Origin of the sequence: Actinoallomurus sp. NBC_01490 (assembly GCF_036227085.1) — a bacterium.
Taxonomy (GTDB): Bacteria; Actinomycetota; Actinomycetes; order Streptosporangiales; family Streptosporangiaceae; genus Actinoallomurus; species Actinoallomurus oryzae.
Map to the genome: position 1 here is coordinate 3,414,389 of NZ_CP109433.1, position 23,307 is coordinate 3,437,695.

23 protein-coding genes, 1 tRNA gene and 1 pseudogene are annotated in these 23,307 nt (G+C 70.8%); 14 read left to right on the top strand and 11 right to left on the bottom strand.

What is annotated here, in order from left to right:
* Nucleotides 1-50: 50 nt before the first annotated feature.
* Both OG417_RS16350 and gltX read left to right on the top strand, forming a co-directional pair.
* A complete protein-coding gene (locus OG417_RS16350) occupies nucleotides 51-815 on the top strand; it encodes a fumarylacetoacetate hydrolase family protein (protein WP_329256295.1) in 765 nt (254 codons plus the stop codon).
* Entirely contained in the window at nucleotides 808-2,211 is a 1,404-nt protein-coding gene (gltX, locus tag OG417_RS16355; RefSeq protein WP_442875692.1) for a glutamate--tRNA ligase, read from the top strand. The genes OG417_RS16350 and gltX overlap by 8 nt, the downstream gene beginning before the upstream one ends.
* A gap of 174 nt (nucleotides 2,212-2,385) precedes the next feature.
* On the opposite strand, the gene OG417_RS16360 is transcribed toward gltX, so the two are convergent.
* Nucleotides 2,386-3,354, bottom strand: a complete 969-nt coding sequence (locus OG417_RS16360) for a hypothetical protein (RefSeq protein WP_329256298.1) — start codon at nucleotides 3,352-3,354, stop codon at nucleotides 2,386-2,388.
* 330 nt (nucleotides 3,355-3,684) lie between these two features.
* Between OG417_RS16360 and OG417_RS16365 the strand changes: the two genes are divergently transcribed.
* From OG417_RS16365 to OG417_RS16375, 3 genes are read left to right on the top strand one after another with little or no spacing between them, the layout of a single operon-like run.
* Complete coding sequence (locus OG417_RS16365; protein ID WP_329256300.1) at nucleotides 3,685-4,842, top strand: Gfo/Idh/MocA family protein; 1,158 nt, start codon at nucleotides 3,685-3,687, stop codon at nucleotides 4,840-4,842.
* On the top strand, nucleotides 4,829-6,010 hold the full coding sequence (locus OG417_RS16370; protein WP_329256302.1) for a dihydrodipicolinate synthase family protein: 1,182 nt from the start codon (nucleotides 4,829-4,831) through the stop codon (nucleotides 6,008-6,010). The genes OG417_RS16365 and OG417_RS16370 overlap by 14 nt, the downstream gene beginning before the upstream one ends.
* Entirely contained in the window at nucleotides 6,007-6,795 is a 789-nt protein-coding gene (locus OG417_RS16375) for a sugar phosphate isomerase/epimerase family protein (protein ID WP_329256304.1), read from the top strand. The genes OG417_RS16370 and OG417_RS16375 overlap by 4 nt, the downstream gene beginning before the upstream one ends.
* Here the strand turns inward: OG417_RS16375 and OG417_RS16380 are convergent.
* Complete coding sequence (locus OG417_RS16380) at nucleotides 6,792-7,937, bottom strand: MFS transporter (RefSeq protein WP_329256306.1); 1,146 nt, start codon at nucleotides 7,935-7,937, stop codon at nucleotides 6,792-6,794. The two genes, OG417_RS16375 and OG417_RS16380, sit on opposite strands and share 4 nt — an antisense overlap.
* Before the next feature lie 148 nt (nucleotides 7,938-8,085).
* On the opposite strand from OG417_RS16380, the gene OG417_RS16385 reads away from it, so the two are divergent.
* Nucleotides 8,086-8,157 (top strand) — tRNA-Gln (locus OG417_RS16385).
* Nucleotides 8,158-8,348: 191 nt separating this feature from the next.
* Entirely contained in the window at nucleotides 8,349-9,032 is a 684-nt protein-coding gene (locus OG417_RS16390) for a hypothetical protein (RefSeq protein WP_329256308.1), read from the top strand.
* A 70-nt stretch (nucleotides 9,033-9,102) separates the two neighbouring features.
* On the opposite strand, the gene OG417_RS16395 is transcribed toward OG417_RS16390, so the two are convergent.
* From OG417_RS16395 to OG417_RS16405, 3 genes are all read right to left on the bottom strand, one after another.
* The gene (locus OG417_RS16395; protein ID WP_329256310.1) at nucleotides 9,103-9,771 is read right to left on the bottom strand and encodes an NADPH-dependent F420 reductase; all 669 of its coding nucleotides are present in this window, start codon (nucleotides 9,769-9,771) and stop codon (nucleotides 9,103-9,105) included.
* Between the two features lie 57 nt (nucleotides 9,772-9,828).
* Nucleotides 9,829-10,767, bottom strand: a complete 939-nt coding sequence (locus OG417_RS16400; protein ID WP_329256312.1) for an SDR family oxidoreductase — start codon at nucleotides 10,765-10,767, stop codon at nucleotides 9,829-9,831.
* A 94-nt stretch (nucleotides 10,768-10,861) separates the two neighbouring features.
* Nucleotides 10,862-11,485 (bottom strand): NADPH-dependent F420 reductase, encoded by a 624-nt coding sequence (locus OG417_RS16405; protein ID WP_329256314.1) that lies wholly within the window; start codon nucleotides 11,483-11,485, stop codon nucleotides 10,862-10,864.
* Nucleotides 11,486-11,665: 180 nt separating this feature from the next.
* On the opposite strand from OG417_RS16405, the gene OG417_RS16410 reads away from it, so the two are divergent.
* Entirely contained in the window at nucleotides 11,666-12,577 is a 912-nt protein-coding gene (locus tag OG417_RS16410) for a LysR family transcriptional regulator (protein ID WP_329256316.1), read from the top strand.
* Nucleotides 12,578-12,879: 302 nt separating this feature from the next.
* Here the strand turns inward: OG417_RS16410 and OG417_RS16415 are convergent, their stop codons facing one another.
* Nucleotides 12,880-13,491: a TetR/AcrR family transcriptional regulator gene (locus OG417_RS16415; RefSeq protein ID WP_329256318.1), complete on the bottom strand. Its 612-nt coding sequence runs from the start codon at nucleotides 13,489-13,491 to the stop codon at nucleotides 12,880-12,882.
* Nucleotides 13,492-13,634: 143 nt separating this feature from the next.
* On the opposite strand from OG417_RS16415, the gene OG417_RS16420 reads away from it, so the two are divergent.
* Both OG417_RS16420 and OG417_RS16425 read left to right on the top strand, forming a co-directional pair.
* Complete coding sequence (locus OG417_RS16420) at nucleotides 13,635-14,369, top strand: SDR family NAD(P)-dependent oxidoreductase (RefSeq protein ID WP_329256320.1); 735 nt, start codon at nucleotides 13,635-13,637, stop codon at nucleotides 14,367-14,369.
* A 32-nt stretch (nucleotides 14,370-14,401) separates the two neighbouring features.
* Nucleotides 14,402-15,025 (top strand): NADPH-dependent F420 reductase, encoded by a 624-nt coding sequence (locus tag OG417_RS16425; protein ID WP_329256322.1) that lies wholly within the window; start codon nucleotides 14,402-14,404, stop codon nucleotides 15,023-15,025.
* Between the two features lie 27 nt (nucleotides 15,026-15,052).
* Here the strand turns inward: OG417_RS16425 and OG417_RS16430 are convergent, their stop codons facing one another.
* Both OG417_RS16430 and OG417_RS16435 read right to left on the bottom strand, forming a co-directional pair.
* A complete protein-coding gene (locus OG417_RS16430; RefSeq protein WP_329256324.1) occupies nucleotides 15,053-15,709 on the bottom strand; it encodes a response regulator transcription factor in 657 nt (218 codons plus the stop codon).
* Nucleotides 15,710-15,711: 2 nt separating this feature from the next.
* A complete protein-coding gene (locus OG417_RS16435) occupies nucleotides 15,712-16,671 on the bottom strand; it encodes a HAMP domain-containing sensor histidine kinase (protein WP_329256326.1) in 960 nt (319 codons plus the stop codon).
* A 214-nt stretch (nucleotides 16,672-16,885) separates the two neighbouring features.
* Here OG417_RS16435 and OG417_RS16440 point away from each other — a divergent pair, with 214 nt between their 5' ends.
* The 3 genes from OG417_RS16440 to OG417_RS16450 all read left to right on the top strand — a co-directional run bounded on the left by OG417_RS16440 (nucleotide 16,886) and on the right by OG417_RS16450 (nucleotide 18,805).
* Nucleotides 16,886-17,221, top strand: coding sequence for a TraR/DksA family transcriptional regulator (locus OG417_RS16440; protein WP_329256329.1), 336 nt, complete (start codon nucleotides 16,886-16,888; stop codon nucleotides 17,219-17,221).
* A 51-nt stretch (nucleotides 17,222-17,272) separates the two neighbouring features.
* Entirely contained in the window at nucleotides 17,273-18,205 is a 933-nt protein-coding gene (locus OG417_RS16445; RefSeq protein WP_329256330.1) for a rod shape-determining protein, read from the top strand.
* Between the two features lie 102 nt (nucleotides 18,206-18,307).
* The gene (locus OG417_RS16450; protein ID WP_329256331.1) at nucleotides 18,308-18,805 is read left to right on the top strand and encodes an EXPERA domain-containing protein; all 498 of its coding nucleotides are present in this window, start codon (nucleotides 18,308-18,310) and stop codon (nucleotides 18,803-18,805) included.
* Nucleotides 18,806-18,816: 11 nt separating this feature from the next.
* Here OG417_RS16450 and OG417_RS54330 read toward each other — a convergent pair whose 3' ends face one another.
* Together OG417_RS54330 and OG417_RS54335 are read right to left on the bottom strand one after the other, a co-directional pair.
* A complete protein-coding gene (locus OG417_RS54330; RefSeq protein ID WP_442875693.1) occupies nucleotides 18,817-19,365 on the bottom strand; it encodes a zinc ribbon domain-containing protein in 549 nt (182 codons plus the stop codon).
* A pseudogene (locus tag OG417_RS54335) lies at nucleotides 19,326-20,330 on the bottom strand (RNA-guided endonuclease InsQ/TnpB family protein); the annotation flags it as partial. The pseudogene OG417_RS54335 and the gene OG417_RS54330, both read right to left, overlap by 40 nt.
* Nucleotides 20,331-20,387: 57 nt before the next feature.
* Between OG417_RS54335 and OG417_RS16455 the strand changes: the two are divergent.
* Entirely contained in the window at nucleotides 20,388-21,908 is a 1,521-nt protein-coding gene (locus tag OG417_RS16455; protein WP_329256333.1) for a PucR family transcriptional regulator, read from the top strand.
* On the opposite strand, the gene OG417_RS16460 is transcribed toward OG417_RS16455, so the two are convergent.
* Nucleotides 21,881-23,293: a sodium:solute symporter gene (locus OG417_RS16460; RefSeq protein WP_329256335.1), complete on the bottom strand. Its 1,413-nt coding sequence runs from the start codon at nucleotides 23,291-23,293 to the stop codon at nucleotides 21,881-21,883. The two genes, OG417_RS16455 and OG417_RS16460, sit on opposite strands and share 28 nt — an antisense overlap.
* Nucleotides 23,294-23,307 lie beyond the last annotated feature (14 nt).

Genomic DNA, 23,307 nt, shown 5'->3' on the forward strand with positions numbered 1-23,307 from the left:
CCGGCCCACTGTTGCGACGTCGGCCTCCCGGGCTCGATAGCCTCAGTCTCGTGCGTATCGCGAGGTTCACCAAAGACGGCGACCTGTCCTTCGGGGTGGTCGAGGACGACGACACCATCGCCACCGTGGCCGCCCATCCCTTCGGCGAGATCCAGTTCACGGGGGAGCGCCAGCCGCTGGCCGACGTACGGCTGACGGCGCCGATCCTTCCCAACAAGGTGATCGCGGTCGGCCGCAACTACGCCGAGCACGCCAAGGAGATGGGCAACGAGGCGCCGGCGGAGCCGTTGATCTTCATGAAGCCGTCCACGTCCGTGATCGGGCAGCGGGAGGCGATCGTCTATCCGTCGCTGTCCGAGCGCGTCGACTACGAGGGCGAGCTCGCCGTGGTCGTCGGACGCCTGTGCCGTGACGTGCCGGCGGAGCGGGCCGCCGAGGTCATCCTCGGCTACACCTGCGCCAACGACGTGACAGCGCGCGACCTGCAAAAGAAGGACGGCCAGTGGACGCGGGCGAAGGGCTTCGACACGTTCTGCCCGCTCGGCCCGTGGATCGAGACCGAGCTCGACCCGTCCGACCTCGCCATCACCACGACCGTCAACGGCGAGACCCGTCAGGCCTCCCGTACGGACAAGCTGCTGCATCGCATCCCCGAGCTGATCGAGTACATCACTCAGGTGATGACCTTGCTCCCCGGAGACGTCATCCTCACCGGCACGCCCGAAGGCGTCGGCCCGCTGGAGGTCGATGATGAGGTCTCCGTCACCATCGAGAACATCGGCACGCTCACCAACCGGGTGATCTCACGTGATTAACGACAAGCCCCGCGTGCGCTTCGCGCCCTCGCCGACCGGCATGTTCCACGTCGGCGGCGCGCGATCGGCGCTGCACAACTGGCTGTACGCCCGCCAGCACGGCGGCACTCTCGTGCTGCGCATCGAGGACACCGACGCCTCCCGCAACCGTCCCGAGTGGACCGAGGGGATCATCCGGGCGCTCGCGTGGCTCGGCATCGACGAAAACCAGTACGAGGGCCCGTTCTTCCAGTCGGCCAACGCCGACGAGCATCGGAAGGCCGTGGAGCGTCTCCGCGTCGCCGGCCGCGCGTACTTCTGCGACTGCACCCGCGACGACGTGATCGCCCGCACCGGCGACTCCTACAAGGGCTACGACGGGCACTGCCGCGACCGTGGCCTGCAGGCCGCGCCGGGCCGGGCGCTGCGCTTCCGCACCCCCGACGAGGGCACGACGGTCGTCATCGACCTGATCCGTGGCAAGCCCGCGTTCGAGAACGCCACGATCGAGGACTTCGTCATCGCCCGCGGCGACGGTTCGGTGCTGTTCATGCTGGCGAACGTCGTGGACGACATGACCCAGGGCATCACCCACGTGATCCGCGCGGAGGAGCACCTGTCCAACACCCCCAAGCAGCAGATGCTGTGGGAGGCGCTGGGCGCGCAGCCGCCGATCTGGGCGCATGTTCCCGTGGTCGTCAACGAGAAGCGGCAGAAGCTCTCCAAGCGCCGCGACAAGGTCGCGCTGGAGGACTACCAGGCCGAGGGCTACCTCGCCGAGGCGATGCGCAACTACCTGATGCTGCTGGGCTGGGCCCCGTCGGGCGACCGCGAGATCGTGCCGTGGAGCGTGATCGAGGAGGAGTTCCGGCTCGAAGAGGTCAACCCGTCGCCGGCGTTCTTCGACGTCAAGAAGCTGCGCGCGTTCAACGGCGAATACATCCGCGCCCTGCCGCTCGCCGACTTCATCGCGCGCTGCCGTCCGTGGCTGGTCGCCCCGCACGCCCCGTGGACGCCGGAGCAGTACGACGAGGACGTCTTCGCCGCTCTCGCCCCGCTCGCCCAGACCCGCGTCGCGGTCATGTCCGAGATCACGGCCATCGTGGACTTCGCGTTCCTGGATGAGCCCGAGATCGACGAGGCATCGTGGAACAAGGCGATGAAGGAGCCCGCCGCCGCGATCCTCGCCGCCGCCATCGAGACCTACACCGACGCGCCCTGGACGGCCGAAGAGCTGAAGTCCCGCACGGAGGCGGTCGGCGTCGCCCACGGCCTGAAACTCGGCAAGACCCAGGCCCCGATCCGCGTCGCGGTCACCGGCCGCACGGTCGGCCTCCCGCTGTTCGAGTCCCTGCAGGTCCTCGGCCGAGACCGCACCCTAGCCCGCCTCCGAAAGGCCGCCACCGCCCTGTCCTGAGCCCCGCTCCCAACGCGCTCAACGCGGCGAGCGCGCTCAACGCGGCCAACGCGGCGGTCCTCAGTTCGTGTGAGGGGCCCTCTCACCTGGACCTGGCATGGTGAGAGCGCCCCTCACAGCCGCGAGCCACTCGCGTCCTGAGCGTCGGGCGCGTCTGGGTGCGGTTCGCCGTGTTCAGGTTCGGGGGCCGAGGGTGGCCGGTTTGCGGGCGGTGGCTGCGCGGTGCGTCGCGGTGAGCGCTGCCAGCACGACCGCCACCCGCATCAGCGCCGAGCTCAGGGAGAAGATGCCTTCCGCCAGGCCCTGCCGGCGGACGATGCCGACCATCCCTACACCGATGTAATGGGTGCGCGGCGGGTGCCCCAGCCACCGCTGCGCCACCGGCCACAGCTGCCACGCCAGCGGCAGGATCAGCACCACGCCGGACACGCCCGCCGACGCCGCCGCGACAGTGGTCATGCCCTCACGGGCGGCCCAGCGGGTGTGCACGTCGATCAGCACCGTGACCGCCGCGGCGGCCAGCGCGACGAATGCCGGGCGCGTCGATTCGGTCCAGCCCGACGGCCCTCCCTTGGCCAGGAGACATTCGCCTGCCCAGTACGCGGCGATCGCGAAGACCGACGTGACCGCGATCATGGCCGGTGCTCCCGGTCGAACCGGTGAGGGTCGTTCCCGATGCCGCGCCGTTCCGGCGAGGCCCGCCGCTACCACGGCGCCGAGGGCGATGGCGGCCATGCACAGCCAGTCGCTGATCGTCAACAGCACCGGAGCCGGCCGTATCCGCGCCTGCGCGATCGGCGCTGTCAGCGCCTGACGCACCCAGGAGCCCAGCGAAAGCCATTCGGACAAGGGAAGGAGGGAGACCGTCGCCAGCAGGTGCGCCGCGAGCGGGAGGCTCGCCGCCGTCATCGCGCGACCGGGGTGGCCACGCATGATGAAGACGACGGTGGCGGCCGCCGAAGCGGTGATCACCAGAGGGACGGGTAAGCGGTCCCACTGCCCGAGCAGGGGAGGGAACTCCTGTTTCCGCAGCGCGTGCGCGGCCGCGCAGACGAGGCCGGTGGCCGCCGTGACCAACTGCGCCCACGCGAAGATCGAGGGCACACTGGGGCGGCGGCGCGTCAGCGTGGAGCGTATGTGCACGAGCTTCTTCTTCCAGGGGGTCGTCGGACGCCATCTGCGTCAGCGCCGAAGCCGCTGATGACGGCCATGCTGTCGCGCCCGCCGGCCCGCGGGGGCGAATGTCGGTAAGTCGTGATCTTGATGTCCGACGGGCGCCCGCCCGGCGGGACGCCCTGGACTGACGGTGTGCAGGGGTCTTAGGGGACTGGAGCGGTAGACGGGCCATACGGGACCGGCGGTGTCGACGGAACCTTGGGGCCAGTCGGGGTGGACGGATGATCTGGACACGCTGCCTGCCGCCTGCGTACGGTGGCGCGGAAAGCGCTTTCCCTCACGCTGAAGAGGTCATTGATGACCACACGCACCCTTGGCGTCATCATGAACGGCGTCACCGGCCGGATGGGGCATCGTCAGCATCTCGTGCGGTCGGTGCTGGCGATCAACGAGCAGGGAGGGGTGCCGCTCGGTGACGGCGGCCGTGTCCTGCTGCGGCCCATCCTCGTCGGGCGGACCCCCGCCAAGCTGCGCGCCCTCGCCGAGGAGCACGGGATCGAGGACTGGACGGCCTCGCTCCCCGAGGCCCTCGCCGACCCGGACGCCGAGATCTACTTCGACACCCAGGTCACCCAGGCGCGTGTCCCGGCGGTCACGCAGGCGATCGAGGCCGGCAAGCACGTCTACGTCGAGAAGCCGACCGCCGAGGATCTCACCGGCGCGCTCCGGCTGGCCCGGCTCGCGCGGGAGAAGGGCGTCAAGAACGGCGTCGTACAGGACAAGCTCTTCCTCCCCGGCCTGCGCAAGCTCAAGAGGCTCGTCGACGGCGGCTTCTTCGGCCGGATCCTGTCGGTACGCGGGGAGTTCGGCTACTGGGTGTTCGAGGGCGACTGGCAGCCGGCCCAGCGCCCGTCGTGGAACTACCGCGCCGAGGATGGCGGCGGGATCGCCCTCGACATGTTCCCGCACTGGACGTACGTCCTGGAAGGCCTCTTCGGCCGGATCGACGCGGTGACCGCACGCGCCGTGACGCACATCGCGGAACGCACCGACGAGGAGGGCAAGCCGTACACCGCGACCGCGGACGACGCGGCGTACGGCATCTTCGAGCTCGACGGCGGGGCCATCGCACAGATCAACTCCTCCTGGTGCGTACGGGTGAACCGCGACGAGCTGCTGGAGTTCCAGGTCGACGGAACGCACGGCAGCGCCGTGGCCGGCCTGCGCAACTGCCGGGTCCAGCACCGCGGCACGACGCCGAAGCCCGTCTGGAACCCCGACCTGCCCGCGAACCACGGCTTCCGCGACCAGTGGCAGGAGGTTCCGGACAACGAGGACTTCGACAACGCGTTCAAGGTCCAGTGGGAGATGTTCGTCCGGCACGTCGTCGAGGACGCGCCGTTCCCGCACGACTTCGGCGCCGGGGCCCGTGGGGTGTACGTCGCGGAGGCGGGCCTGCGATCCTCGGCGGAGGGCCGCCGAATCGAACTGGAGACGCTCGATGATCACACGTGAGAACCGGGTCCTGCGCCGGCCGGGTCGTCGCTTCCTCCTTCTCCCCGCACCGGGAGGGGCGCTGGAGCCGTACGAGCTGAAGGGCCCGTACGCCTGGCCACGGGCGGAGGGCCTGCCCACCTCACGCGTCGCGTACGCGGCCGCGCACGTCGTCGCCGACCCGCTGGCGGAGCCGGCGCCGGCGAGCCTCGACTGGGACACCACGCTGGCCTACCGCCGCCATCTGTGGTCCTGCGGCCTGCGCGTGGCCGACGCGATGGACACCGCCCAGCGCGGCGCGGGCCTCGACTGGGACACGACCCGTGAGCTCGTCCGCCGCAGCGCGGCCGAGGCGAAGGCCTTCGGCGACCCGTACGACCTGCTCGCCTGCGGCGCCGGCACCGACCACGCGCCGGAGGCCGACTCGCCGGCGGCGATCGCGGACGCGTACGAGGAACAGGTCGCGGTGGTCGAGCAGACCGGCGCCCGCGTGATCCTCATGGCCAGCCGGCAGCTCGCCGCCGCCGCCCGCGGCCCGGAGGACTACCACGAGGTGTACGGGAGGCTGCTGCGGCAGACGTCGCGGCCGGTGATCCTGCACTGGCTGGGGGAGATGTTCGACCCGAGGCTGGCCGGATACTGGGGGAGCGGTGACGCCGATGAGGCCACGTCGTCGTTCCTGGACCTGGTGAAGGCGCACGCCCCGGCCATCGACGGCGTGAAGGTGTCCCTCCTCGACCCCGGACGCGAGACGCGGCTGCGGGAGGCGCTCCCCGAGGGCGTACGGCTCTACACCGGCGACGACCTCGACTATCCCTCGCTGATCAAGGACGGCAGCGACGCGCTGCTCGGCGTCTTCGACGCGATCGCCCCGGCGGCGTCCGCGGCCCTGGCCGCCCTCGACCGGGGCGAGACCGGCGACTACGACGACATCTTGAACCGCACGCTGCCGCTGGCCCGCAAGATCTTCGAGCCGCCGACCTACCACTACAAGACCGGCCTGGTCTTCCTCGCCTGGCTGGCCGGCCACCAGGACGCGTTCGTGATGGTGGGCGGCGCGCAGAGCGCCCGGTCGGTTCTGCACCTGACCGACGTGTTCCGGCTCGCGGACCAGGCCGGCCTGCTGCCCGACCCGGACCTTGCCGTACGCCGGATGCGGTCCTTCCTCACCACCGCCGGAGTACTGTGAACCGCCTGTCGCTGAACCAGTGGACGACGCGGCGCTGGTCGGTCGCCGAGGCCGTGGACGGCTGCGTACGCCACGGCCTGGAGGCGATCGGCCTGTGGCGCGAGCACGTCGCCGACCACGGCCTGGAGGCGACCACCGCGCTCGTACGCTCCGCGGGCCTGCGCGTCTCGTCCCTGTGCCGCGGCGGCTTCTTCAGCGGGCCGGACTGGCGCGAGCAGAACCACCGGGCCATCGACGAGGCGGCGGTCCTGGAGGCGGCCTGCCTCGTCCTGGTGCCGGGCGGGCTGCCCGCCGGGTCCCGCGACCTCGCCGGGGCCCGCGACCAGGTGGCCGGCGCGCTGGCCGAGCTGGTGCCGTACGCGGCCGAGCGCGGCGTACGGCTGGCCGTGGAGCCGCTGCACCCGATGTACTGCGCGGACCGGTCGGTGGTGTCGACGCTCGCTCAGGCGCTCGACCTCGCGCCGCCGGAGGTCGGGGTGGTGGTCGACTGCTTCCACGTCTGGTGGGACCCGGAGGTGTTCGCCTCGATCGCCCGCGCGGGATCACGGATCGCGAGTTTCCAGGTGTGCGACTTCCTCGACCCGCTGCCGTCGGACGTCCTGCTGGGCCGGGCGATGATGGGCGACGGGGTGATCGACTTCCGCCCGCTGCGCGCCGCCGTCGAGGCCGCCGGATACACCGGCGACATCGAGGTGGAGATCTTCAACGCCGACGTGTGGGCCGCCGACCCGGACGAGGTCGTCGCGACGATGAAGAAGCGGTACGCCGAACTGGTGCTGGGCTAGGCGCCGCGCGCGGTGAGCGTACGGGCGACGAGGGCGGCCAGCAGCACCGGGACGATGAGGTAGGCGGTGCGCAGCCCGGTCAGGTCGGCGAGATGGGCCAGCACGAACGGCGCGCCGCCGATCGCCACGCCGGAGGCGAGCGCGGCGCGCGCGGCGGCCCGGTCGGGCGCGTGCGGCCAGGCGGCGACCGTACGGCTGACGGTCGTGGGGTAGAGGAGGGCGACCCCGAGCCCGGTCACCGCGAGCCCGGCACCGGCCAGCGGCAGGGTGGGCGCGGCCCAGAAGAGGACGAACCCGGCCGCGGCCACGGCCGCGCACACGAGCATGAGCGGCCGATCGCGGGGGAGCCGCCGCGTGATGGGCACCGCCAGCGACCGCCCGGTCGCCATGCCGACCAGGAACAGGTCGGCCACCGCCGGCGCCAGGCCGTCGGACGCGTGGTGCCACTCGGTGACCGCCGAGGCCGCCCAGAACACCATGCAGAACTCCACGCTCACCGCGAAGAGCACCTCGACCCAGGGCCCGATGAGCCGGCGCACGTCGGCGCGCGGCGCGTCGTGCGCGGGTGCCTCGGCCGCCGGCAACGGGACCCGCCAGGCGGGCACCAGCACGAGGACGAGCATGAGGAGCGGCACCACGAGATACCCGGCCCGCCAGCCCATCCCGGTCGCGAGCGCCCCGGCCACCATGAGAGGAGCGAGCACGGAGGCCGCACTCGCCAGCCCGTTCGCCTCCCCGACCGCCGCCGCGGGCGCGTGCGGGTGGAGAGCGGACAGCAGCGCGGGGATCAGCTGGATGAGCAGCGCCCCGCCGACCCCGATGAGCAGCGCGCCGAGGAGCGTGAGCGCCTGCTGCGAGGTCGCCAGGAGCAGCCCACCGGCGATCATCCCGCCGATGGACAGCCGCAGCGTCACCGCCCGGCCGACCCACCCGACCAGCACACCCCCGAACACCCCGACGATGAGCAGCCCGACCGCGAAGAGGGTGGGGTAGAAGGCGACCTGGTCCCGGCCGACCCGAAGATCCTTCTGAAGGGGCACGAGGATGGCACCGAGCCCGTTGAGGAGGAAGCCGAAACAGCTGAGGACGGCGTACAGCAGCCAGGTCGCACTGCCCCGCGACAAACCCCCCGAACGTTCCACAGGGGGGAGAGTAGCCCGAGTGGCGACCACCGCGGCGCTTCCGGCGGTCCCACGGGACGTATGAGACGCCCGCCGCCGTGCGTTCGCGAGGAGTGGTGAATGTCCGCTAAACTCGCTGAGGCGCTACGGACCAGGGGTTCGCGGCCCGTGGGGTATGGTGTAATCGGCAGCACGACTGATTCTGGTTCAGTTAGTCTAGGTTCGAGTCCTGGTACCCCAGCACAGCGTCTGACCTGCGGCGGGAGTCTCTGACGAGACCCCGCTTTCGTCGTCTCTGGGCCTGCTGGGGAACGAAGAGGGAACAGCGCGCCGTAGGCGTGCGATGCTTCGCCTCAGGAGCCCAAAAGATCGCGGCGCCGAGTTACCGATCCGGACGCCGGTTCCGCACCGCCCTGCCCCTGTCGCACGTCCTTGTCCCAGCCGGAAACCGAGCGCGGATGGCATCAACGGCAGAGACCAGCGGCCCTGCCTCCAGGGCGGCTCATCCACGCCGAAGGCGGCACGCAAGTCCTGTGGATCAGCGACGGCCCGGCACCCGATCGCCTATGGGCGGCCATCCGCGCCGAACACGACTACACCGGATTGTGGCCGCTGCTGCTCGGCGCGTTGAACTCCTCCAAGGAGGGCGATTTCCGGCCCTGGTGCTCCGGGGAACTCTCCCTGCGGGCGATCTCCCCGCCCGGCCGGCACGACCCGGCCGCCCTGCTCGCCGAATGGTGGGAGGACAACGCCCAAGACCTCGACGACGAAGAGGACGAGGGACCGCTCACCGCGCCGTACGGGCAGCGCCGGCCCGGCCGGGCGCCCGCGCCCGCGTTCACCGGCGACCCCGACATCGCCGCCGACACCTACGCCGAGATGCTGCCCGACTGCGACCCTTCCATGCGCCTGGGGCTCGTGGCTGCCGCGAGCGGCGCAGACGCGCTTGCCGTCTGCGGGTGGACCGGCCCGCCGAACTTCACCAACGACACCGGCGAGATCGCCGCCGTCGGCAAAAGCGCTTCGGCGTACGCGTCGTCGGCGTCGGGTTCGCCGACCTGTATCTCACCGTCGCCGCGCCCCCGACGACCTTCGATGCCTTTGCGTGCGAAATAAGCCCCGCCCGGTATTCCCCGGGCGGGGCATGGCACGGCCGGATCACATCACGGTCCGCGGTAATCGACGGTTACCGCGTTGCGGTGGCCAGTGCCGCGCGGATGGCGTCCTCGCCGACCGGCCGGCCCTTCTCGTTCGAGTACGGCCCGTACGGGGTCCCCCACACCGGCGTGCCCGTTGCCTGCCGCCAGCCATCGGCCAGCCGTCCCGCGTCCACCACGCCGTACCCGATGGATTCGATGAATTCGGTCACCGCCGCCTTCGCCGGCGCGGAGTCCCCGGCGATCGGCAGGTACGAGCGGTCGGTCGCCCCCGCCGGGCGGGCGAGTGCCAGCAGGTGCTTGAAGAAGATGTTGTTGAAGGCCTTCACGAGCATGGCCCCCGGGATGTAGCGCAGCAGCAGCTCGCTCGAGGTGATCGACTTGCTCTCGAGGTCGGGGATGTGCCCGTCACGCTCGGGGCCGTAGTTACATGTGTCGATGACGGTCTTCCCGGCCAGTGGCGCGGCAGGCAGGTTGGGGAAAGCCTTGACCGGCACCGTGACCACGACGATCTCACCGGCCGCCGCGGCCTCCCCGCTGGTCGCCGCGGACGCCCGCGGCCCCAGTTCCGCGGCCGTGTCCGCGAGGGTTTCGGGACCGCGCGAGTTGCTGAGCACGACCTGATGCCCAGCCCCGACGGCGAGTCGCGCGATGGTGGTGCCGATGGCGCCGCTTCCGACGAATCCCACAGTTGTCATATTCTCCGCCTCCCTCCTTGTCATTTGCCAGACTCGTTGCGATTCGGGTCCCTGCCATCAGCTGGCGGGGAAGTAGTGGCCGTTGTCCAAATCGGCGAGCAGGCTGGGCTGGGTGGGTTCCCAGCCGAGGGTCTGGCGGGTGATGAGGTTGGACGCCGGGTAGGTCTGCGTGACGATGTTCGCGAGGGACCCGAAGTATCCCGGCACCATCAGTTCGTCCGCGGGAATGCTCACGGCGGGTAGGCCGAGGCGGCTGCCAATGGCCTCGGCGATCTCGCGGAGCGGGATGGCCCCGTCCGCAACCGCGTGCCAGTATTTGCCGGCCGGCCCCTTCTCCAGCGCCAAGCGGAACAAGGAGGCGACATCGCGGGCGTGCACGGCGTTCCACAGGTTCGTGCCGTCTCCGGGGTAGCCGACGAAGCCCTTCTCCTTCGCGAGCGCGATCAGCTGTACGAGGAAGCCGGCGCGATCGGTCGTGCTGTGCGCGATGTTGGCGAACCGCACGACCGAAGATCGCACTCCCCGCTCGGCGAGGCCCACGACGGCGGTTTCCACGACGTTGCGCGCCCGCAGGGTGCCTTTGTGCTCATCGCCGGCGGGAAGGGCCGGGTCCTCCTCAGTGGCCGGTCGGCCCAGGTGCTGCCCGGGCGAGCCAATGCTTCCCGCCGCGACCAACGACTTTCCGGTTCCCGCGAGTGCCTCGCCGTAGGCGAGCATGATGGGGAGCTCCGCGGCGGCCACGGCGTCGATCCCGCCGGAGGGAAGCAGGTCTTGCCTGTGCGCGACGTGGATGACGCCGTCGGAGTCGGCGGCTGCCTCCTTGAGCCCGTCGAGGTCCTGGATGTCGCCGCGACGCACCTTGGCGCCGAGCGCGGACAGTGCCGCCGCGGACTCGTCCGACCGGGCCAGGCCGGTGACCTCGTGCCCGGCGGCGATGAGCTCGGGGACGATGTATGAACCGGAATGGCCGGTCCCGCCGGTTACGAAAACGCGCATGCTGCTGTTCCTTGCGAGAGGAGGTGGAAGGCTGCTTTTCGCGTCGCAGATCGGCGTACGTGATGTGACGCGAGAAGTGGTGGTGCGGGCGTGCTCAGCCGGCGAGGTTGACGCCAAGGGAGAAGTTGAAGTTCCCCACGCCGTGGCGGGCCAGGCTGATCATCACCAGGCCCGCCCCTTCCAGCCAGCGCGCTACCTCCAGGCCGCCGGCATCCAGCGGGCGCAGCCCGAGGGTCTCGATCAACGCCGAGACGTTCGCCTTGGCCCGCGCGTCGTCGCCGGCGAGAAGCACGTCCAGCCGGCCGCCCTGGGCCAGGATGTGGCCGAAGACGGTGTTGAACGCCTTCACGACCTGCGCGCTCGCCGGTGCGGCCTTGGCGATCTCCTGTGCACCAGAGGTGTCGTCGGGGGTGACCAGCCCGGTGGCGTCGGGGTTAGAGGTGTTGGTGATGTCGATGATGACCTTGCCGGCGAGCGCGTCTCCGTACTGGGCGACGACCGGCACGGCGCTGGCGTAGGGCACGGCGAGGATGACGAGGTCGCCGGCCGGGGGGGTGCCGAATGTCCCGGCCGTGGCGCCGCCGCCAAGCTCGGCGGCCAGGTTTTTCGCCTTGACCGCGTCGCGGCCGATGACCTCGACGGCGTTGCCGCCCTCGACCGCGCGGGTGGCTATGGCGCGGGTCATGGTCCCCAGGCCGATAATGCTGATGCTGCTCATCGGTGTTCCTGCTTTCCGGGTCTGGACCCTGCTGTCTATTTCCAGTGGCGAATTCTTGGACCGAATTCACATCGGCGCCCTGAGCACCTGTTTTCAGGCTGCCATTGGGTCTGAGTGGGTGTCCAAGACCTCTTGAAGCTGCGGTGATACCTTGAAGGCATCACCAGGCTGGGAGGGTCCATGGATCTGGATCTGCGCAAACTGCGTTACTTCGTCACCGTGGCCGACCGGCTGCATTTCGGCCGCGCCGCCGATGAGCTTCACATCGCACAGCCGGTGCTCAGTCGGCAGATCCGCGCGCTCGAACAGGATCTCGGTGCCTCGCTGTTCACCAGGAATCGCCACGGCGTAGAGCTGACAGACGCGGGCCGGCAACTGCTGGCCGACGCAGGTCCGCTGCTCGCCTCAACCCACGCGGTCCGCCGCCGGGTGTCCGCGGCCGCCAGGGGCAAGCGGCGGCTGATGGTCGGTTTCCGGGCCGGTATCGCAGTCATCCCGGCGGCCCGTTCGTTCGAGGACCGGCACCCGGACGTGGTCGTGGACGTGCAGCGGATCGAAGGGGACGAGCAGGCCGCGATGCTGCTCGACGGCCGCATCGACGTCGGCTATGTGCGGCTGCCCATCGACGAGACCGGTCTGCGCGTCATCCCGCTGTACACCGAGCCGCGGGTAGCGGTACTGCCCGCCGGACACCGGTTTGCCGGCAAGGAGGAGGTCACCGAGGCCGACCTGGCCGGCGAACCGCTGGTCTGGCACGGTGACCCGAGCACGCAGCCCACCAAGCGCCCGCTCCCCAATGCCGGGTACCCGGTGCGCGGGGTGGACGAGACCCTCGAGCAGGTCGCGGCCGGGCGGGGCATCTCCTTCCTGGCCCGTTCGGCGTCTGTGTTCTACTCGCATCCGGACGTCGTCTATGTGCCCATCCCGGATCTGGCGCCCGACCAGGTGTGCCTCGCGGTGGCGGCATCGCACACCTCGTCGGTCGTAGATGACTTCGTGACTGCGGCTCAGTCGACGGCCGAGGTCACGGCAGAATGTGGGAACTATGAGATGTGGCAGCTTGGAGGCGATGGCGTCTCAAGGCGCGCTTGAGTAGTTCGACTGCCCCCGCTCATCATGCGCTGGAGACTGAAACGGCCTGACGGAGTGGTGCTGTCGCGGCTGACCTCTGAGCCGGTTCCGTCGTGTTGGCTGCCCGCCTGTTGGCCTTCGGCCCAGGGCGCTGACGCGCCGCCGGTTCGAACAGACGGCTGATCGCATAAGTCCGTCTGGCCTTCAGTGGGCGGGCGGCCGGTTTCGTCAAAGCCGGGCCAGGTGCCGGGCGGCTGGTGCCGCGTCCAGCGGGTGCGGCCGCGCCACCGGCAGTGCGTCCAGCCCGGCCGCGGAGTGCCACGTTAACTTGACACTTCCTCCGGCTGCCGGTCATCGCCGGCCGTGGCGGGGATGGCGTTGTCGATGAGGACGGCGGCGATGGCGGCGGCGGTGGGGAAGGCGTCGGCGTTGAGGACCCGGGTGCGTGCCGCGGCGCCGTCGATGAGCAGTGCGAGTTGCTCGCCGAGCTGTTCAGGGTCGGCGGCGCCGGCTTCGCGGGCGGTGTCGGCGAGCCGCGCGGCGACGGCTTTCTTGTAGTCGCGTGCGTACTGGGACGCGGGGTGCTGGGGGTCGTGGAGTTCGACGGCGGCGGCGATGTAGGGGCACAGAGGGGTGGTGGGAGGGACGTCGAAGGCGGCGAGGAGCCGTTCGCGGGGCGTGAGGTCGGTGCGGTCGAACACGCCGGACAGAACGGAGGGGTCGAACCGGCGCAGGTACTCGGCGACGAGTTCGTCCTTGCCGGTGAAGTGCTGGTAGGCCGTGCGCTTGGACACCTCGGCCGCCGCGCAGAGCTCGTTCATGCCGGTGCGGTTGATGCCCTGCTCGCGGAACAGCTGCTGGGACGCACTGAGGATGCGCTCGCGGGCGCCCCGGCCGCGGCGGCGGCCCGTGGGGCCTTTACCCAACTCCGTCATGGGTCCATCGTACCGAAGCTGGGTAACGGTCGGTGTACATATTTGCGTCCCGGCCGCCCGCCCCGTACCGTAAGCACACAGGGCGGTGTACATAACGACGTCGCCCCAGGTGCGCACGGCACCACCCACCTAAAGGAGCGACTATGGGAAAGCTTGACGGCAAGGTAGCGGTCATCACCGGCGGCACCACCGGCATGGCGCTGGCCGGCGCGAAGCTGTTCGTCGATGAGGGAGCGCACGTCTTCATCACCGGCCGCCGCCAGCAGGCCCTGGACGAGGCCGTGAAGCAGATCGGCCGCAACGTCACCGGCGTCCAGGGCGACGCCGCCGACCTGGACGACCTGGACCGCCTGTACGACACCGTCAAGCGGGAGAAGGGAAGTCTCGATGTGCTGTGGGCCAGCGCAGGCGGGGGTGAGCCCGCCCCGCTCGGCGAGATCACCGAGGCCCAGTTCGACACCTGGTTCGGGCTCAACGCCCGCGGCACCCTGTTCACCGTCCAGAAGGCCCTCCCGCTCTTCAACGACGGCGGCTCCATCCTCATGACCGGCTCCAACGCCTCCCTCGGCGCCTTCCCCGGCTGGAGCGTCTACGCCGGCAGCAAGGCCGTCCAGCAGGCCTGGGCCCGCGTCTGGCTCAACGAGCTCAAGGACCGCCGCATCCGCGTCAACGTCCTGACCCCCGGCCAGGTCGCCACCGCCAAGCAGGAAGAACTCTTCGACGAGGCCACCAAGCGCCAGTTCGAGTCCCTCATCCCCCGCGGCCAGATGGGCCGGCCCGACGAGATCGCCACCGCCGCCCTCTTCCTCGCCTCCGACGACTCCAGCTACGTCAACGGCATGGAACTCGTCGCCGACGGCGGCACCACCGCCATCTGAACCGAACAACGCACAACCAGGCAGGACATCTCATGAGCAGCATCAGCATCATCGGCACGGGGAACATGGCCCGCACCATCGGCGCGCGGGCGGTAGCGGGCGGCAACACCGTCGAGGTCATGGGCCGCGATCAGTCCAAGGCCGCTGACCTGGCCAAGGCTCTCGGCGGCGGCGCCACGACGGGAGAATGGGGCACCGCCCCGGCTGGGGACATCGTCATCGTGGCCCTGTTGTACGACGGTGTCGTGCCGGTCGTCGCCCAGTACGGAGACGCTCTCGCGGGCAAGGTCATCGTCGACATCAGCAACCCCTTCAATTCCACGTTCGACGGGCTGGCCCACCGCGAGGAGACCTCGATCGCGCAGGAAGTCGCCAAGGCGGCCCCGGCCAGCGCCAGCGTGGTGAAGGCGTTCAACACCATCTTCCGTCATGTCCTGGAGAAGGGCCGGCCCGACGTCTTCATCGCCGGCGACAATGCGCAGGCCAAGGCAAGCGTGGAGGCGTTCATCGAGAGCCTCGGGCTGCGCCCGCTGGACGTCGGCGGCCTGAAAATGGCGCACTGGCTGGAAGGAGCGGGCGTGGTCACGGTGGGCCTCGCCAACCACGGGATGAGGAACCTGGACTTCTCCCTCGGCATCACCGAACTTCCCGGCTGAGACTGCTCCCGCTCCGGTGGCCGGGCATCAGGGCTCGATCAGTCCCGCGCGGATGGCGTAACGCGTGAGTTGCAGGCGGTCCTTCATGCCGAGTTTCTGCAGCATGTTGGCGCGGTGCCGCTCGACGGTCTTCACGCTGATGACGAGTATGTCGGCGATCTCCTTCGAAGAGTGACCTTCGGCGACGAGCTTGAGGATCTCCTCTTCGCGTGGAGTGAGCGCGTTGCCCGGTGTTCGGCCCTGCTGGTGCTGCTCCAGGTACTTGCGGATGAGAGCGGCGATCGCGCCGGGATAAAGGAACGGCTCGCCGCGCATCGCCGCCCGGCACGCCTCGACGAGGTCGCGGTCGGCAACGGACTTGAGGACGTATCCGGCGGCGCCGGCCTTGAGCGCCTCGAAGAAGTACTGCTCGTTGTCGTACATGGTGAGAATCAGCACGCGCAGTTCGGGACGCGACCGGAACATCTCACGTGCCGCCTGCAGACCGGTCAGCCGTGGCATCGCCACGTCCAGGATGGCCAGATCGATCTCCCGGGTACGCGCCATCTCGATCGCCTCGGCTCCGTCACCGGCCTCGGCGACGACGCGCAGATCGGGTTCGCCCTCCAGGATGAGACGGACTCCGCGCCGTACCAGCGTGTGGTCATCGGCGAGCAGGATGCGGATCGTCTTCGTTTCCGGCATCGTCACTGTCTCCTGTCGGGAACGGGCACGTACAGGCGCACCTGTGTACCGGCCGGCCGGCCGGGCTCGATCGTCAGCCGGCCGCCCACCAGCAGCGCGCGTTCTCGCATGCCCCGGATCCCCGATCCCTCCGTGTACCGGCCGAGGCCGCGCCCGTCGTCGGCGACGCACAGCAGCACGGAGTCACAGGCGGGACTCGCCTCGAGCGTGAGATCGACATTCGATGCGTCCGCGTGCCGAGCGGCGTTGGTCAGGCTCTCCTGCGCGACCCGGTACAGCACCAGTTCGATCTGAGGGTCGAGGTCCGTCAGATCGGTACGGAGATGGCGTCGTACGGTGAGCCCGGTATGCATGCTGAACTGGGTGGTCAGCTCCGTGAGCGCGCTGACCAGGCCGAGGTCTTCCAGCACGCCGGGCCGGAGCCGGCGGGCCACCCGGCGGACCTCGTTCAGGCTGTCACGTGTCGTCTCCTGGGCGTGCCGCAGGTCGGCGCGCAACGGCTCGGGGGCCAGGTCCGCCGCGTGCCCCAGTTCGAGCAGGACCGCCGTCAGGCTCTGACCGATCTCATCGTGGAGTTCCTGGGCGACCCGCTGCCGTTCGGACTCCTGCGCCGACAGGGCACGGGCGCTGCTGGCGCTCCGCTCGGCCTCGAGCCGGCCGATCATCTCGTTGAAGGTCCGGATGAGGGCGGCGACCTCGCTGCTGCCCGTGACGGGCAAACGCTGACCGGGACGAAGCAGGTCGATCGTGGTCATCAGCTGCGTCAACCGCCCCAGGGGAGACAGCCCCACGCGTAGCAGCAGAGCGTTCGCGGCCAGCATGACCACCAGCCCGGCCACCAGCACCACCGCCTCGGTCAGACGCACGGGAGCCGACACCGTCCACGGCCCCACCATCAGCAAGATGGTCGCGACCCCGCCCACCAGCGCGTTCAGCCACAGCAGCCGCCAGAACAACGGCATGGCGCCACCTCCCTCGATCTGGTCATACGCCCCCAGCCCATCACCATCGTCTCCGCCGCCGCGCCGTCGGCGTTCACCTACAGGGCCGGCACAGGCGGAGATGGGTGCCGGCCCCCATAGGTTCCGGCCCCGGCGGATCCCATGGTGGAGGTCAGGGAACGTTCGCCCGGCGGCCGCAGCCGGCCGTCGAGTACGGAAAGGGACACAGATCGCGATGACCACGGACGCAGCACGCCACGACATCGGACGGCAGCGCCACGAGGACGCCACATCCCGGGAGTCCCGCCGGCGGCTCGAGCACGAACGCGAGGTGCGGCTCTCCCAGGTCGCCGCGATCGAGAGGACTCCACAGTACGTGACCGACGAGGTGATGCTCGCTCAGCTGGACACCGCGCGAAGCGCCCTGGAAGAGGTCGAGGCCGCGCTGCGGCGCATGAACGACGGCACGTACGGGCTGTGCGACGCATGCCAGGCGCCCATACCGGCCGGGCGGCTGGAGATCCTGCCCCATGCCCGATTCTGCGTCACCTGCCAGCGCCGTCGGCGATGAACGACGCCCCCGAACGGATCCGGGACCGCGCCGTGTGAAGGAGACAGCCAGATGTCCGGCAGCTCACCATCGTCCGCGACGTCGGACGGGCCTCTCGCGGTCCTGGATCTGGGCAGCAGCCGAGCCCGGGCGATGATCTGCGGCAACGGTGCCGTCGTCGACCACCCCGCCCGGGTGCCGATCGTCGCCCAACGTCACCGGCAGTTCGAGACAGCCGACTGGTGCCATCCGGTCCGTCACGGAATCGTGGTGGATGAGGCCGGATGCACGCGGCTCATCCGCCGCCTCCTGCGTGACGCCGCTTCCGGTCTGCGGGAGACACTCAGTCCGCGGGAGATACTCATCGGCACTCCGGTCGCCGCGACCGCGCTGCAGCGACAGGCCGCGACCGACGCCGTGCGCGCCGCCGCCGGTTGCCCGGTGCGGACCATGGACGGGCCGCTGGCCACGGCGGCCGGCTGCGGATTCCCCCTCTGCGACCCGGGCCCACGGCTCCTGATGGACATCGGCGCCGAGATCGTCGAAGTGGTCGCGATCCGCGAAGCCCGCGTCGCCTATGCCTGGTCCCTGGAGTACCGCCCCGAGCCCGACGCCGGCGGCCTGCCGGCCCACGTCAGCGACCGCCTCGCGTCCGCGGTCACCGACATCATCGACTGTCTTCCCGGCCGGCAACGCTCGGCCGTCCGGCGGCAGGGACTGACGCTCACCGGCGGCGGCGCGCGGAACGGCCGCCTCGCAGCCCGGCTGACCGCGGAACTCCGCCTCACCGTCAGCGCGGCGCCCGACCCCGCCTGGGCCACGATCCGCGGTCTGGCCCGCGTGTTTCCCGTCCTCGCGGTCCAGTCTCCCGGGCAACACCGAGAACGAGGGTTCGACGCCGCCACGGGACAAGGCCGGAGAGCCGGTGGAAGCCATTTCCAGTACCTCGCGGTGACGGACGCGGGCCGGCCCACCGCGACCCGCGAGGGTACCGGGCTTGAGTAGGGCGACCATCAGGTTTCGGTTGTCCACCCCAGCCCGGCGTCCCGCTGCCCGCATCCACCGACACCCGAATGCCTCCGCTGTGGCGGGCCTAAGATCGGCGGCATGAGCGTGTCGCTGCCGCTGCGGGACCGGAAGATCGACATCGTCTTCGCGGTGCTGTTCTCGGTCTTCACGGTGACGTCACTGATCAGCGATCTGCTGCCGACCGTGGGCGTGGACTTCTCGCGGCCGACCGGCAACTTCTTCGTCGACTCCAACTACTGGTACGCCCATGACGCCGACCCGCTGTTCATGCACCCGCCCGACTGGATGCGGATCGTCACCGGGCTCTCGGCGTTCGTCTACATGCCGTTCTACGTGGTCCTCGTGTTCGCCCTGGTGACCGGGAAGAACTGGATCCAGCTGCCGGCGGTGGTGTACGCCACGATGATCGTCACGCTGACCGGGATCGTCGTGTTCGGCGTCGAGTTCTTCGGCGACCCGGCCATGCGCACCGGCGATCCGGCGAAGTTCCTCGCGTTCAACCTGCCTTACGTCCTGGTGCCGCTCCTGCTGCTGATCCGGATGCGCGCGCCGATGCCGTTCAGGCGTCGTTTCTAGTGCCGTGTCAGTCAACGTTTGCCTCGTTGGAGAGGAGGTTGGCTGATCCTCGCTGGGGCGAGCGACTCCCCACCTTGGGTGGTGGGGCGGGCCACGGCCGGCCAGGGGACCCCGGGTGCGGTGCCGTGATGGGGGGACCGTCGGGGGTCATGCCGGGATGGTCCGGCACCGGGGAGGTGCCGTCCGGCTCGACGGTGCGTGATCACCACCGGGAACGTGTTCGTGTTGGTGGTGATGGTGCCGCCCGGGCCGCGCCGGGCGATGTTGGCGCCGCCGACCAGGTCGCGGTGCCCGTTGAACCCGCAACGGATGCAGGTGAAGTTCCGATCCTTGGGTTTGGGAACCCGCTGATGGCAGGTGGGGCAGGTCGAGGACGTGCCCCGCTCATCCACCAGCACCAGGCCGATCCCGGCCTGTTCGGCCTTGTCGGCCAGACACCGGAGCAGATATCCGATCCGCCAGTCGCGGACCCGCTGGTTGTGCCGCCGCCCGCTGCGAGGGTCAGGACGCCGCGCGGGTCCCCGACCACGAGTGTGCCGACCCTGCGTACGGTCGCCCACGTGATGACCTGACGGGCGGCCTCGTGCTGGGCCTGGCGTACTCGCCGCCGGTGGCGGGCCTCGATCTTGCGTTGCCGGGCCCCGTACTTTTGCCATCGCCGCGACCCCACCTGACCCGGTTTCGGTGCCCGCCGTGCCACCGTACGCCGCCGGTGTTTGGTGTCGCGCAGGTGGAGGTGGGTTTCGGCGCGGATCGCCCGCCCCGACACCACCAGCCCTTCCCCGTCCGGGCCCGCCACCGCGAACGGGTGGATCACTCCCGGGTCGACTCCCGCGACCCGCCCGGGATCCGGCTGCTGTCCTGACGGATAGGCGGTGATGGGGACTTCGGCGGTGACATCGACGAACAACCGGCCGCCCTCGGCCATCAACGTCACCGACCGCACCTGCCCAGCCTCGTAGGGGACCGGCCGGTCCAACCGCACCCACAACGGCGCACTCCCACGACCGGTCGGGAGCCGCAACCGCCGCCCATCGAGGGTGAATGTGCCGTGGTAGTAACGCACCGGCATCAACCGGCGTTTCCGCCGCGGGTGTCGTGCCGTTTTCTCACCGTCTTTACGGCGTTCGGCGGTGGCGAACCAGGCGTCGCTGTAGCGCCGCAGCACCGACCGCGCCCCGACCGAGTCCAACTCCCCGAACGTGCCCGGACCCGCCGCCGACAACTCCCGGCACAACGCCTGATAACCCACAATCGCCGACAGCCCCCGCTGCCGCCGGTTCATGTCCAGCACACACGCCCACACGTCCCCTGCCGCGACCAGCAGCCCGAAACACCGGCGCCGCTGCTCGGCCGAGACCCGCATACCTACGCGGGCGGTCCGCATGACCGCCCGCCCACCATCATCACGTCGAGGCACCAGACGATTACAGCAAGCGCCTACGACAAAAGCCGGCGTGCTTCCGGTGCCGGCTCCGCGGCGGCGGGCACCGCTCATGGAGCAGCTGTTCAGGTCGCATAGCATCCAGGAATTCGGTCGTGGCCGCCGGGCGGGGGCGTACCGGAGACGGAGGGATGCGCCATGCCTTTGACGGTTCGCCAGCTCGCCGCGCGCGCCGACCTGCGGCTGCGGGTGGTGGCCGGGGAGGCGGGCCTGGACCGCGCGATCAGCTGGGTCCACTCCAGCGAGGTCGGCGATCCCACGCCCTGGCTGGAGGCCGGCGCCTTCCTGCTCACCACCGCCACGGGCCATCGGGAGCCGGGGCGGCTCGCCGACCTCGCCCGCAGGCTCGTCGCGATCGACGCCGCCGGCATCGGGCTCGCGGTCGGCGTGGCCTTCGACAAGGTGCCGGCGGAGCTGCGGGAGGCCGCGGACGCCGCGTCGATCTGCGTGGTGGAGGTCCCGTACGAGACGCCGTTCGTCGCGATCTCGCAGGCCGTCGCCGGCCGGATCGCCGAGGAGCGGCAGGCCACGCTCCAGCGTGCCCTGCGCGCCCACCACCTGCTGACGCGGGCCGCGCTGGAGCAGGGGGCGGTACGCGGGGTGCCGTCCGTACTGGCGCGGACGCTCGGCGGGTGGGCCGCGATCGTCGGCCGGGACGGCCGTCCCCTGTCGGTTTCACCGCCGGCCGCGGCGGCCGAGGCGGAGGCGCGCGTGCCCGAGGTGCGTCGCGCACTGGGACGGGGGATCCGCTCGCTGGCCTCCTCGGAGCCGTCGGGCCAGCTGGTCGGGCAGGCGCTCGGGGTACGCGGCGCCGAGCACGGGCACCTCGTCGTGTACCGGGACCACGCTCTGGAGGGGCCCGAGCAGGCGGTCGTGGCGGCGGCGGCCTCCCTGGTCACCTATGAGCTGGAGCACGCCCGGATCGCGGCGGCCCGCGCGTCGCGCGTGGACGAGCCGATCCTGCGCGAGCTGCTGCGCGACGGCCTCGACGCCGGCGCGGCGGCACGCCACGTCCGCTCGTGGGGACTCGACCCGGCCGACCTCGCCGTCCTGGCGGTCGTCCCCGCCCCGGGCGAGGCCGACGGCCTGCTGGACCGGGTCCGCGCCGCGCTGGGCGCCGCCGGGGCCCGCGCGGTGGCCACCACCGACGCGCGGCGACGGGTGCTGGTGCTCGCCTCCGACGCCGACACCGCGTGCGCCGCCCTGGCCGACGCCACGCTGCCGGGATGGGTCGGGGTCGGTGCGCCGGCGGCCGCCGGCGCGCTGGCGCCGTCGCGCCGGCAGGCCGAGCAGGCGGCGCACATCGGGTCCCAGGAGGACCGGCGGATCGCGCGCATCGAGGACTTCGACGGGATGTCGCTGCTGCTGGCACCGGGCGGCGACGTCGGCGCCGACGTCCTCGTACGCCGCCTGCTGCACCCCCTCCTGGAGGTCGAGCGCGACCGGGGGATCCCGCTGATCGAGTCGCTGCGGGAGTTCCTGGATCACAACGGGTCGTGGGGTGAGGCGTCGGCGGCGCTGGGCGTGCACCGCCACACTCTGCGGGCCCGGATGGACACCGTGGAGCGCGTGCTGGGCCGCAGCCTCGACTCGTCCTACCTGCGCCTCGAGCTCTCCCTGGCGCTACGGGCTCACTCGCTCGCCACCGACGCCGGCTGAACCGGCCGGCCCATCCCCAGGTCCCGCGGGGACGAGGCGGGCACGAACGCGCCGACGGCCAGGAAGACCACCAGGCTCGCGAGCCCGCCGTACATCACCGGCTCGTTGGCGTACAGGCCGTCGACCACCATGAACGCGACACAGCCCGCGGCTCCCGCGATCATCGATGCGAGGGCCGCGGTACGGGAGGCCCGCGCCCAGAACAGCGCGCCCATCGCCGGCACGAACAGCGCGGCGGCCAGGAGGTCGGCGGCGACCGTGACCGTGCCGACGACGCTGCCGGAGGCGAACGAGACCAGGAGCGCGACCACGCAGACCGCGGCGAGCGCGACCCGGTTGGCGCGCACCGAGGCGGCCCGGTCGCCGCGCAGCGGGCGGTACACGTCGTTGGTCAGCACGGTCGACGCCCCGATCAGCAGGCCGCTCGCGCACGACATCGTCGCCGCCAGGGCCGCGGCGATGACCAGCCCGAAGACGCCCACCGGGAGCACCTCGCGGGAGAGCTCGGCGTACGCGTTGTCGGGGTTGGCCAGTACCGGGAGGATCACCCGCGCGGCGGTGCCGATCAGCGCGCCGGCCAGGCCGTACAGCGCGCAGTAGACGCCGGAGGCGATGCTGCCGTAGAAGGCGACCTTCTCGCTCCGCGCGGTGAAGAGCCGCTGCCAGTTGCCCTGGTCGATCATGAAGCCGAAGAAGAAGAGCAGGAAGTAGGCCAGGATCGTGCCGACCCCGATGCCGACCGGCGAGAAGAACGAGTGGGGGAGCCGGGCCTGCATGTGGCCGAAGCCGCCCGCCCGGTGGACCGACAGCGGCAGCAGGATCAGGAAGATGCCGACCGTCTTGATCACGAACTGGATGACGTCGGTGAGGGTGATCGACCACATGCCGCCGGCGACGCTGTAGAGCGTGATCACCGCCCAGCCGGCCAGCGCCGCCACCGTCGGGGACAGGCCGAAGACGACGTTGAGCACCGTGCCGATGGCCACGATCTGGCTTACGCCGACCATGAGCGAGTAGAACACGACGATCACCGACGCGACGTGGCGCGCGGAGATCCCGAACCGCCGCCCGATCAGGTCCGGGACCGTGTAGATGCCGTTGCGCAGCAGCTTCTTCGACAGCAGCAGCCCGATCGCGGTGATGCCGCACGCCAGCGCCAGCACCAGGGCCATGCCGGAGACCCCGTACTGGTAGCCCAGGCTCACGCCGCCGACGGTGGAGGCGCCGCCCAGCACCACCGTGCTCATCGCGCTCGTGTACATGAACGGGCCGAGGCGGCGGCCGGCCACGGTGAAGTCCTCGGCGTCGCGGCTGCGGCGCATGCCCGCGTACCCGGCGCCGAGCATGACCACGAAATACAGGACGATGACCAGCTTGTCCGTCATGAGGACCTCTCAGA

Bases quoted from the DNA above. Each gene is read 5' to 3' on its own strand.
- OG417_RS16365 (WP_329256300.1), top strand. From the start codon at position 3,685: ATGACCACACGCACCCTTGGCGTCATCATGAACGGCGTCACCGGCCGG.
- OG417_RS16370 (WP_329256302.1), top strand. From the start codon at position 4,829: ATGATCACACGTGAGAACCGGGTCCTGCGCCGGCCGGGTCGTCGCTTC.
- OG417_RS16395 (WP_329256310.1), bottom strand. From the start codon at position 9,771: ATGACAACTGTGGGATTCGTCGGAAGCGGCGCCATCGGCACCACCATC.
- OG417_RS16400 (WP_329256312.1), bottom strand. From the start codon at position 10,767: ATGCGCGTTTTCGTAACCGGCGGGACCGGCCATTCCGGTTCATACATC.
- OG417_RS16405 (WP_329256314.1), bottom strand. From the start codon at position 11,485: ATGAGCAGCATCAGCATTATCGGCCTGGGGACCATGACCCGCGCCATA.
- OG417_RS16410 (WP_329256316.1), top strand. From the start codon at position 11,666: ATGGATCTGGATCTGCGCAAACTGCGTTACTTCGTCACCGTGGCCGAC.
- OG417_RS16415 (WP_329256318.1), bottom strand. From the start codon at position 13,491: ATGACGGAGTTGGGTAAAGGCCCCACGGGCCGCCGCCGCGGCCGGGGC.
- OG417_RS16420 (WP_329256320.1), top strand. From the start codon at position 13,635: ATGGGAAAGCTTGACGGCAAGGTAGCGGTCATCACCGGCGGCACCACC.
- OG417_RS16425 (WP_329256322.1), top strand. From the start codon at position 14,402: ATGAGCAGCATCAGCATCATCGGCACGGGGAACATGGCCCGCACCATC.
- OG417_RS16430 (WP_329256324.1), bottom strand. From the start codon at position 15,709: ATGCCGGAAACGAAGACGATCCGCATCCTGCTCGCCGATGACCACACG.
- OG417_RS16435 (WP_329256326.1), bottom strand. From the start codon at position 16,671: ATGCCGTTGTTCTGGCGGCTGCTGTGGCTGAACGCGCTGGTGGGCGGG.
- OG417_RS16440 (WP_329256329.1), top strand. From the start codon at position 16,886: ATGACCACGGACGCAGCACGCCACGACATCGGACGGCAGCGCCACGAG.
- OG417_RS16445 (WP_329256330.1), top strand. From the start codon at position 17,273: ATGTCCGGCAGCTCACCATCGTCCGCGACGTCGGACGGGCCTCTCGCG.
- OG417_RS16450 (WP_329256331.1), top strand. From the start codon at position 18,308: ATGAGCGTGTCGCTGCCGCTGCGGGACCGGAAGATCGACATCGTCTTC.
- OG417_RS16455 (WP_329256333.1), top strand. From the start codon at position 20,388: ATGCCTTTGACGGTTCGCCAGCTCGCCGCGCGCGCCGACCTGCGGCTG.
- OG417_RS16460 (WP_329256335.1), bottom strand. From the start codon at position 23,293: ATGACGGACAAGCTGGTCATCGTCCTGTATTTCGTGGTCATGCTCGGC.